This window comes from Paenibacillus sp. OT2-17 (assembly GCF_009827695.1).
Lineage (GTDB): Bacteria > Bacillota > Bacilli > Paenibacillales > Paenibacillaceae > Paenibacillus > Paenibacillus polymyxa_B.
In genome coordinates this window covers 1-7,950 of the sequence record NZ_WUDQ01000148.1, presented here as the reverse complement: position 1 = coordinate 7,950, position 7,950 = coordinate 1, and the positions used below count along the sequence as shown (strand labels likewise).

Here is a 7,950-nt window from a genome sequence, read left to right as displayed (position 1 = left end):
ATTTTGGTGATGGCGTTGCGCGTTATGATTTGCGCGGCGATACAACCAAACATCACCATCACCATTTGATATGTGTGCAGTGTGGCAGTGTAGATGAAATACTGGAAGATTGGCTTGGACCATTGGAGGAGCGTCTGGAACGGGAATATAATTTTACCGTAGTGGATCATCGTTTGGACTTCCACGGTATTTGTTATCGTTGTAAGGCGAAGAACGATACGACGGCTCAGAAATCTTTGGGCAAATCCAGAAAACACAAATCTCAGGACTAAAAGCTGACTACCCAAGCTCTCACCGACGAAGATGCGTTCGGGAGAGCTTTTTTGGTTCGGAATCTGTTGTTCGGGATTAAGCAGAATAAAAAGGAATAGCTTGTCATACCCTTCCATAGAGAGTCCTATTAGGGACTATATTCTGGGGAAAAGGCGGCTGATTCACATGGTACTATCGTTGCGGAGAGGACTAAAATGGCTGCGTTTGGTAATATTGTTCGGGGTGCTGGCATGTATGTTCTTTTATAGCCTCAGGCTGTTTACAGATTGGATAACACCTGTAGATCATTACCGAATACCGGAAGGACATGCAGTTAAGGTATTTGGCGGGCAAAAAGTAAATGAAGGGTCCGAGCATCGAATAGCAGTGTTGGAACGTTTACGTTTCTTTTACTGGTATGGTGAATAGTCTAAGTAATCGGTCTTGATGAGCTTATGATATGAACGCAGCACACGAAGAAGCAGAGGCTGAGACTGAACCGTTGTATGCAGAACAAGGAGACTTTTGGAACTCATGAAAATGTACATTCAACCTTTCGTTCAATATATGGAAGAGGAAAAGGGCTTGTCGCGCAGCACATTGGAAGCGTATCAACGGGACGTACAGCAGTTTACCGAGTTCGCAGAAAGCTGTGGTATTGAGCAGCCGGATAACGTCCAACGGTCACATCTGGTACTGTATTTGGGCCGTTTGAAGGAACAGGGAAAAGCTGCGGCGACGATATCACGTAGCGTCGCCTCCATTCGCTCCTTTTTTCATTTTCTTATTCGGGAGGGAATTACGATCCACGATCCGTCCGTTCTGCTGGAGCTGCCCAAAGCGACTAAAAAGAAGCCCTCGGTGCTAACGCAAGATGAGATAGAGCGTTTGCTGGACGCGCCGGATGTGACTGCCCCGCAAGGGGTGCGAGACAAGGCGATGCTGGAGTTGCTGTATGCGACTGGCATTCGTGTATCGGAGCTGATTGCCCTAAACGTGGGTGATGTCCGCACCGATCTGCGCTTTGTGCACTGTGGCGGCGAGGCAGGCAAGGAGCGTGTTGTACCGATCAGCCGTGAGGCATCACAGTGGGCACAAGTCTACATGGACGAGCAGCGTCTACTATTGCTGAGATCCGGGCAGGGTGAAGAAGCTCAGGTAGAGCAGGAAGCCATGTTCCTGAACGTATCTGGTCAGCGTCTCAGTAGACAGGGCTTCTGGAAAATGATTAAGAAGTACGGCCAGGAAGCAGGCATAAGCGAGGATATCACGCCCCACACGTTGCGGCATTCCTTTGCGGTACATATGCTGGAGGGCGGAGCGGACTTACGCTCTGTACAGGAAATGCTGGGTCATGCTGATCTGTCAACGACGCAGGTATATGCGCAGACGGCCAGACGGAATATGAAGGAAGTATATGAAAAGCATCACCCGCACGGCGGCAACCGCACTTCTCATGAAAGCAAAGATCGAACGTAACGATACTTTGCTTTCATAGAAAATGTGATAATGACTATAACTTTACGATTGTACAAGTCAGGAGAGATATTAATGTCAACAGCCAACCAAGCTACAATTCAGGAAGCAGCAGATTATATCCGTGCCAAGAGCGGAATACGTCCAGAGATTGGTCTTATTCTGGGATCAGGTCTCGGTATTCTGGCCGATTTAATTCAGGATGGAATTAGTATTCCTTATCAGGATATTCCCCATTTTCCTGTATCGACGGTAGAAGGTCACGAGGGAGAATTACTGTTAGGCACGATTGAAGGTCGCGCTGTCGTCATGATGAAAGGGCGCTTTCATATGTATGAGGGATATGGCCCGCAGCTGACGGCTTTCCCAGTTCGGGTGATGAAGCAATTGGGGATTCAAAGTCTGCTGGTGACGAATGCAGCAGGTGGTGTAAACACTTCCTACGAAGCAGGCGATCTGATGGTCATCTCGGATCATCTTAATCTGACCGGACAAAATCCATTGATCGGACCGAACGATGCTGGTCTGGGCGTTCGTTTTCCAGACATGTCGGAGGCGTACAGCCGCCGCTTGCGTGAAATTGCCAAGCAAACGGCTAACCAACAGGGCTTCAGTCTGCAAGAAGGTGTATATGCTGGATTGCTGGGGCCTAACTATGAAACGCCTGCTGAAATCGTTATGCTGCGTACACTGGGTGCAGATGCGGTGGGTATGTCGACCGTATCTGAGGTTATTGTAGCCCGTCATGCAGGTATTGAGGTACTGGGCTTCTCCTGTATCACGAATATGGCCGCAGGCATTCTGGATCAGCCTTTGTCCCATGGTGAAGTGATGGAGACAGCAGAGAAAGTACGTGAGCAATTTTTAAAACTTGTGCTAGCGATTATTCCACAAATGTAGATTGGGGATCATGTTCAACCGAAGCGGTGGACATATATCCCAAGAACCCCATATCCGATCGCCTTTTGATGGCGTGGATATGGGGTTCTTTTTTACATCAACGGTTGAGCTGAGTATGATCTCCTAATGAAGAGGTGGTGTGCTCAATGCAGTTGAATTCGCTTTTTCTGCTACAGCCAGTTTATGTCGTTCTTGCACCTTGATCACAATAACCATAAAAATGATCCAGTAAATGGCTAGCGAGTTCAGGAAACGGCTGTCCGTTATATTGTTCAATACGATAAATAGGAAAAAAACCACTGCCGTCAGCCATGTATACATATCTGCTTTGCCAATTCTGAATTTAAATAAAGTTGTTATGGCGAGTGTAATTGTTGCCAGTAGTCCTGTAAGGCCCACATCGATCCACAGATCACGGAAACCGCTATGGCTGCTTGTCAGATCAAATCGGATGCCGTTCGCATAGATACTGGGTCGGGCTGCCCAGTAGGAGCCGTAACCATGTCCGAACCAGTAATGGCTCTGAATAGCACCACCAATCCCCTGCCAGATTTCCGTTCTTCCAGTTAAGGTCGTTGTTTTTCCGAATTCCGACGCAATCGCATCTCCATAAGTAAAGGTGAGTACCAAACCCAAAAGAACGAGCAAGCAGGAACAGCTAATGAAGAAACCGCGCAACGCAATGCTTCGGATTCTCTTGAATAGCAGTATAAACAATATAAATACGAAGAGCGAAGATGTCAGTACCAAAGAGGTGGTAGATTGGCACTCGATGAGCAATAGGGCATTGAGTAAGATAAAGCCAATATGCAAAACTTTACGTTTACCCCTGAAAAAATAAATGACATGTGAAACAAAACTTAACAGAGAGAGAGTTCCAAGTGTATTTTTATGACCAGAGATGCCCTTCCATAGCCCAGTATGTTCTACTCCACCATGAATGGCAAAGGAGGGAACGAGCAAAACGGCGAGTAGATTGAGTATGCTCAAAATACTTAACGTAACGACTAAGAGGCGAATGCAGCCCTGAGTTGTATAATGGGTGACCAAATAGAGCCCAAAGGTAGAGAAGGCAAGGAATTTGAGAACCATCAGCAAGGAAGAGGTCTGTTCTTGTTCAGCCCATAAGCAGGAGGCAGCGATGTACAGCGTGAGTAGAGTCAGTAACGGATTGTCGGCTAAGGTTGCGATCAATGACTTGAGTGAAGGTAGTAGCATGGTATAGCTGAACAACAGGATAAGCACGGAAATCGTGATAACTCTGGGGGGCAAACCCTGACAAGCATAAGGAATCGAAAAAGCCAGTAAACCAGCTACTGTAAGTACATGTTTCACGATTTCACCACCTGGATACATTATGTATCTATAATATACAAAACGTATCTTCTTGTACAATAATAATAAAATATTTATTTTCATTTTTCTCAAGCCTAGAGCAAGCCCTCTTGTGCATATACTCAGTCCATGCTAAGAAAATGAAGAATTCTTCGGCTTGGTCAAAAAAGGAACTTTTTACGTTTTTAAACATGGGGGTGTTCGGGTGGCGGATCATTTTACAGACCGTTTGAAGTTGAATTTGAGTGGTACGGGCAAAGAGTTAACGCCGCAGCAATTAAATGAAAATTTTAAAACCATTGAAAAAGAATTCATTGAACGAAGTGTAAACGTAAGCTGGTTTGGAGCTGCTGGTAATGGTATTCAGGATGACACGGCAGCTTTACAGGAATTGATTAATAAGACCCCCGATTATTCCATTCTTCACATCCCCAGTGGACGATACAAAATAACCTCTACCTTACAGATTCGCAAGCAGGGTGTGCGCATTTTTGGCATTCATAAGGGCAGATACCGACAAGGCAAAGGTGTTACGTCGATTGAATATTATGGTACGGGTCCTTGTTTTCAAATTGGAGATGAAAGTCTACCATCGTTTAGCGGATATCAAAATGTGCAGTTTCATGACTTATCGATCCGGTACGAGGGGGCTGACATAGGCACATTAAATAATCCGTTTTCGCAGTCAGTGAAGCGTGGATATTATGGCAAAGGTACTTTGGGTATTCAGGATTGGAAGGGTGGCGGAGTTGTCCTGGATAACGTCCTAATTGAGCATTTTGAAACGGCTTTTTGGGGCTATGAAAGTGATGTGAATTTATTTAAATGCACGGAGATTAATTACAATAAAACAGGGATTCACTTGCAGAACAGAAGTTCACAGTTTACTAGCATAGCGCTTTTTACATTGGGGAACGATACGGCATTGGATCTGAATAGCTCCAATGGGGCCAGATTTTTGGCTAGCCAGCACATTAAGGATGGAAGCTCCAATGATATTCCCATTCTAATTAATGATTTTATGAACGCTGAATTTATAGGTTGCTGGTTTGAGGGACTAAGCAGAGAGCATAAGATGACAGTGCCTTCTTTTATTCAAATTGGTGCTACCAAAGAAACAAAAAATGTGGCCTTGCGTGACTCCATTTTAGCGATAGCGGACAAATTCGATGACACCCAATCCGTATGTAACTATTTTGTGGATGTGGTCATTGGCAAAAAAGTTTTGGTGGACGAGGTGGGAGGGTATCCCCGTAATCTAAAGCAGCTTATTTCTTTCTCTGGTAGCTCTTCCACACAGCAGGTGACACTTCGCTCACATTTGGATTTTAGCTATAGCAATAATCGTTATGGCGAGAATAATGGGACAGGGCAGGCTTTGCTGCTTGTCGAGAAATACTCAAACAACGGGATTGAGCATTTGGACGAAACCTTTGTTAAAGCCTACCTGGGAGCAAGGCAAAATCTTCCCGCAGGTAGCTGGCAGAAGGTGAAGTTTAATCAAATCAACCATGATGAGCTGATCGAATTCGATGCGGTGAATAGCCGATGGCGAGCCAAGCGAGCTGGGAAATACAGAATACAAGTCTACATTTCGACCGATCCCCAAGTGGATGGCAATCGCACACGGCTGGCACTTCACCTGAATGATGAGCAGCTTACCGGAAGTTCCGCCTATGCGTATCTCGATGATAGGGTAATTGGCGGACTGAACTATAGTGCATTGAGTGGAGCTATGGAACTTAGATTGGAAGCGAATTCTTTTATTGATATACGGGTGTTCAGTCAAAATACAATGGATATTCTACCCGGTGGAGGAATCACATATCTCACTATAAGCCGAATTTAAACAATTATTTCACAGACGATAGATGTTCTGTCATTTATATATTGGAAAATGCGCACCATGCTGACTCAGCTTGGTGCTATTTGATGTTTTTATTCATATGGAATATTTTTCTTTCATTCTGACGACAATGGTTAGCAGCACGCGAATAGGCCGGAGGGGTAAGTAAATGGGCTCCGGTGCTTTACGCCAATATGTTGAGGAGGTAACCGATTGTGAAGAAAAAAGTGGTGGCGTTCATCCTGGCTTGCCTGGTAGCCTTGACTGTCGTCCCTGTCGGCGGTTGGGCCGAAGAAAGCAGATCTGAAAGCAAAACCAAAGAGGGATCAGCGGCTGAGCTGGCTCCCGAGGCTCTCTCGGCGATCCTGATGGACGCAGATACGGGCACAGTCATCTATGAAAAAAACAGTCGTGAAAAGCTTCCTCCAGCGAGCATTACCAAAATTATGACGATGTTGCTGACAATGGAGGCCATTCAAGATGGCAAGCTCAAGCTGACCGATAAAGTTCGGGCCAGCGAATATGCGTCTTCAATGGGAGGCTCGCAAATTTTCTTGGAGCCCGGTGAAGAAATGACGGTCGATGAGATGCTGAAGGGAATTGCAATGGCTTCCGGCAACGACGCCTCTGTGGCGATGGCTGAGAAAATTGCAGGATCTGAACAGGCTTTTGTCGAGATGATGAATGCGAAGGTGCAGCAGCTCGGGCTCAAGGATACGCATTTTGCCAATTGCAACGGTTTACCCGTAGAGAATCACTATTCTTCTGCGCATGATATTGCGGTTATGAGCCGAGAGTTGTTGAAATACCCGCAAATTACGAAATATACGGGAGCCTATCAGGACTATTTGCGCAAATCCTCAGTCAAACCCTTTTGGCTGGTGAATACGAATAAGCTTGTCCGTTTCTATACTGGAGCAGACGGGCTGAAAACAGGCTATACGGCAGAAGCAAAGTTCTGTCTTTCCGCTACTGCGAAGCGTGATGGCTTGCGTGTCGTAGCTGTGGTGCTCGGGGAGCCAAATACGAAGATACGCAACAATGAAGTATCTTCCATGTTCGACTATGCATTTTCTCAATATACAATGAAATCCATATACAAGCCGGGTGAATTGCTGGGCAGCGTAAAAGTTGAAAAAGGCGTATTGCCAGAGCTGAAAATTCAGGCTGACCGTTCTTACAGTGTACTGGTGAAAAAAGGTGGCAACAAACAAACGTTGCGTCATGAATTGCAACTGGCCCCAAGCCTCAAAGCTCCTGTCCGGGCTGGTGACCCAATCGGTAAGCTGGTCGTCTATCAGGATGGACAACGGCTTAAGGAGTTTAATATCACTTCGCCTGTGGCTATCGAAAAGGCCGGATGGTGGAAATTGTTTAAACGTACCATGTCGAACCTATTTTCTTTGTAGATTTTACGGGGTTTTCTTCTAGTTTTGTCGGAGGGCAGGAATCGTCTGCGGCTACGTAGAAATCCTTGTCCAAGACCGGGAGGAGAGTGAGTAAGCATGAACCTGCAAATTGAAATGGAGCATCACCGGGGGGTACTGATTGTAAGGCTGTCTGGGGAGCTTGATCACCATACGTCGGACATGGTCCGTATGCAAATGGACGAGGCGATTCAGCGCCGGCAATGCGAGCATATTGTGCTCAGCCTGAAGAATCTTCAGTTTATGGATAGCTCTGGCCTTGGCGTTATCTTGGGACGGTACAAACTGATCAAGCAAAAGGGCGGAAAAATGGCAGTCTGTGATGTCAATCCGCCAGTACACCGACTGCTGGATATGTCAGGGCTGTTCAAAATCATGCCCATATATGACAATGAGGGAAATGCGCTCACGGAACTGGAGGTTGTGTCATGAGAGAAGGCACGGGAAACAATTTCATGAGCTTGCAGTTTGCTGCCAAATCGGAGAATGAAGCATTTGCTCGTGTGGCTGTCGCGGCCTTTATTTCCAGGCTTGATCCCACAATGGATGAGCTGAGCGATTTGAAAACCGTGGTGTCTGAAGCGGTGACAAACAGTATTATTCACGGTTATGACAGCGATCCGTCAGGTGTCGTAACGATCAAAGTTGGGATTGAAGCGGACGTGATCACGTTGGTTGTTGAGGACGCAGGGCGAGGAATTGAGGATATAGAGC

At 46.2% G+C, this 7,950-nt stretch carries 9 protein-coding genes; 8 read left to right on the top strand and 1 reads right to left on the bottom strand.

Going from position 1 to position 7,950, the window contains the following annotated elements; genetic code table 11:
• The 4 genes from GRP75_RS15465 to GRP75_RS15450 form a co-directional block, all read left to right on the top strand.
• On the top strand, nucleotides 1-272 hold a 272-nt coding region (locus GRP75_RS15465; RefSeq protein WP_160789744.1), incomplete at its 5' end, for a Fur family transcriptional regulator.
• A 166-nt stretch (nucleotides 273-438) separates the two neighbouring features.
• Nucleotides 439-681 (top strand): YqzK family protein, encoded by a 243-nt coding sequence (locus GRP75_RS15460; RefSeq protein ID WP_023989220.1) that lies wholly within the window; start codon nucleotides 439-441, stop codon nucleotides 679-681.
• 105 nt (nucleotides 682-786) lie between these two features.
• Nucleotides 787-1,731, top strand: a complete 945-nt coding sequence (gene xerD, locus GRP75_RS15455) for a site-specific tyrosine recombinase XerD (RefSeq protein ID WP_069079984.1) — start codon at nucleotides 787-789, stop codon at nucleotides 1,729-1,731.
• Between the two features lie 72 nt (nucleotides 1,732-1,803).
• Nucleotides 1,804-2,628, top strand: coding sequence for a purine-nucleoside phosphorylase (locus GRP75_RS15450; RefSeq protein WP_013310786.1), 825 nt, complete (start codon nucleotides 1,804-1,806; stop codon nucleotides 2,626-2,628).
• Between the two features lie 123 nt (nucleotides 2,629-2,751).
• Here GRP75_RS15450 and GRP75_RS15445 read toward each other — a convergent pair whose 3' ends face one another.
• Nucleotides 2,752-3,963, bottom strand: a complete 1,212-nt coding sequence (locus GRP75_RS15445) for an O-antigen ligase family protein (RefSeq protein ID WP_160789743.1) — start codon at nucleotides 3,961-3,963, stop codon at nucleotides 2,752-2,754.
• A gap of 205 nt (nucleotides 3,964-4,168) precedes the next feature.
• Between GRP75_RS15445 and GRP75_RS15440 the strand changes: the two genes are divergently transcribed.
• From GRP75_RS15440 to GRP75_RS15425, 4 genes are all read left to right on the top strand, one after another.
• Complete coding sequence (locus GRP75_RS15440) at nucleotides 4,169-5,812, top strand: glycosyl hydrolase family 28-related protein (protein ID WP_160789742.1); 1,644 nt, start codon at nucleotides 4,169-4,171, stop codon at nucleotides 5,810-5,812.
• 212 nt (nucleotides 5,813-6,024) lie between these two features.
• Nucleotides 6,025-7,218 carry a serine hydrolase gene (locus GRP75_RS15435; protein WP_160789741.1) on the top strand — a complete coding sequence of 398 codons (1,194 nt, stop codon included), beginning with the start codon at nucleotides 6,025-6,027 and terminating at the stop codon, nucleotides 7,216-7,218.
• 96 nt (nucleotides 7,219-7,314) lie between these two features.
• Entirely contained in the window at nucleotides 7,315-7,668 is a 354-nt protein-coding gene (gene spoIIAA, locus GRP75_RS15430; RefSeq protein WP_013310782.1) for an anti-sigma F factor antagonist, read from the top strand.
• On the top strand, nucleotides 7,665-7,950 hold a 286-nt coding region (locus tag GRP75_RS15425; protein ID WP_160789740.1), incomplete at its 3' end, for an ATP-binding protein. The genes spoIIAA and GRP75_RS15425, both read left to right, overlap by 4 nt.